Annotated in this window: 1 protein-coding gene; it reads left to right on the forward strand. The window is 44.6% G+C overall.

Annotation, left to right across the window (positions count from 1 at the left end; translation table 11 throughout):
• Window positions 1-516: 516 nt before the first annotated feature.
• Entirely contained in the window at window positions 517-1,758 is a 1,242-nt protein-coding gene (gene ltrA, locus GW12_RS05185) for a group II intron reverse transcriptase/maturase (protein WP_034584401.1), read from the forward strand.
• Window positions 1,759-1,902 lie beyond the last annotated feature (144 nt).

Here is a 1,902-nt window from a genome sequence, read left to right on the forward strand (position 1 = left end):
AGTGTGCCGCAGCAAGCGGCGTAAGAGATGAGGGTATGGCCCCTCGCTATCGGCTTGCAGGAGCAGGTAGCAAACCACCATAAGCGGCTTGGATCAAAAGTCCCGGTCGTGAGCGTTATGGAAAAGGCATCGTAGAGATGTCAGGTAAGAATTAGGAAGGCGAACAACAGTGAACTGCCGTTCAAGTGTCGAAAGTACTCAAATGACATCAAAACCGGGGATGGAAGTTACCCCGCGATTAGTTTGGCCGTTACCTGCTTACGGGCCATTCGGTGTCCGGCGTAGAGGCAGCGCGATCCTAATACAGGCTCTTACGTTGAACTGCGGGAACCTTCGGTGGCGATGTCAAGCGAAAGGCACAAGCTCAAAAGGCAAGGCTGATAATAGCAATGCGTCACCAAGGGGCGGAGCAACTCGTAGTAGTGTTGAAGTTACTGTAATGGTAATGGAGCGAAGGGGTTGCATTATCCAGGTCTACGGATTTGTCAACTGTGCAAGCAGGAGGAGCAAAACTTTATGACCAAACCATTTAATATTCCTAAAGCGTTAATCTGGGAGGCATTTAAAAAAGTCAAAGAGAATGGTGGCGCTCCAGGCGTTGATCATGAATCTATTGAGCAATTCGAAAAGCATTTAAAGAACAACCTATACAAACTATGGAATCGACTTTGTTCTGGCAGTTATTTTCCACCGCCAGTTAAGGCTGTTCCGATTCCAAAGAAGTCAGGTGGCGTGCGTATACTAGGCATTCCAACAGTTGCAGATCGAGTCGCGCAAACAGCAGTTAAGCTCTTATTAGAGCCGAAAATTGATCCATTATTTCATCCAAACTCATATGGATATCGTCCGGGGCGTTCTGCCCATGATGCAATTGCGATAGTGAGGAGACGAAGTTGGGATTATGACTGGGTTGTGGAATTTGATATCAAAGGTCTCTTTGATAACATCGACCATGATTTACTAATGCGTGCACTCAAGAAACACTGTGAAATTCCATGGATTCTTTTATATGTGCAACGTTGGTTAAAAGCACCAATGCAACACATAAATGGCCATCTTTTAGAAAGGAATCGCGGCACACCACAAGGTGGTGTTGTGAGTCCTTTATTGGCGAATTTATTTATGCATTATGCTTTTGATATGTGGATTACGAAACATCTTCAAAGTGTACGGTTCTGCCGTTATGCAGATGATGGCGTAATTCATTGTCGGAGTTTATCTCAAGCCAAACTTGTTTTACAAAAGATCGATGCACGATTTCGTGAATGTGGTCTCGAATTGCATCCAGACAAGACAAAGATTGTTTATTGCCAAGATATTAATCGTCGTAAAGCATATCCCGATGTTCAATTTACTTTTCTCGGGTACACGTTTAGGCCCCGTAAGGCTGTGGACAAGTATAAAAGAGTTTATGTAAATTTCTCTCCTGCAGTCAGTCGTGATGCACTTAAAGCAATGCGACAGACTATTCGGAAATGGCATCTACATCTGATGTGTAATCGCGAATTGAGTGATTTATCTGCAATATTCAATCCAATTCTTCAAGGTTGGCAGCAATACTATGGTCGATTCCATGGTTCAGCAATGTCAGCGATCTGGCAACACATGAATGCTTATCTTATACGCTGGATGAGGCGTAAGTATAAAAACTTGGCCCGTCATAAAAGACGGGCTAGATATGCCTTAGGGCGACTTGCGCGTGATTTTCCAAATGCCTTTGTGCACTGGGAAATGGGATGTTTACCATCGGTTGGATAATGGGAGCCGGATGAGCTGAGAGGTTCATGTCCGGTTCTGCGAGGGGCTAAGGGTGAAATTCCCTTGGTCTACTCACCCGTATATTCAAACCAATTCAGGTTGGGTCTATACCGCCTTTATTATTGATGTGTTCTCACGAGCAAT

It is taken from the genome of Acinetobacter sp. HR7, from assembly GCF_000773685.1.
Lineage (GTDB): Bacteria > Pseudomonadota > Gammaproteobacteria > Pseudomonadales > Moraxellaceae > Acinetobacter > Acinetobacter thermotolerans.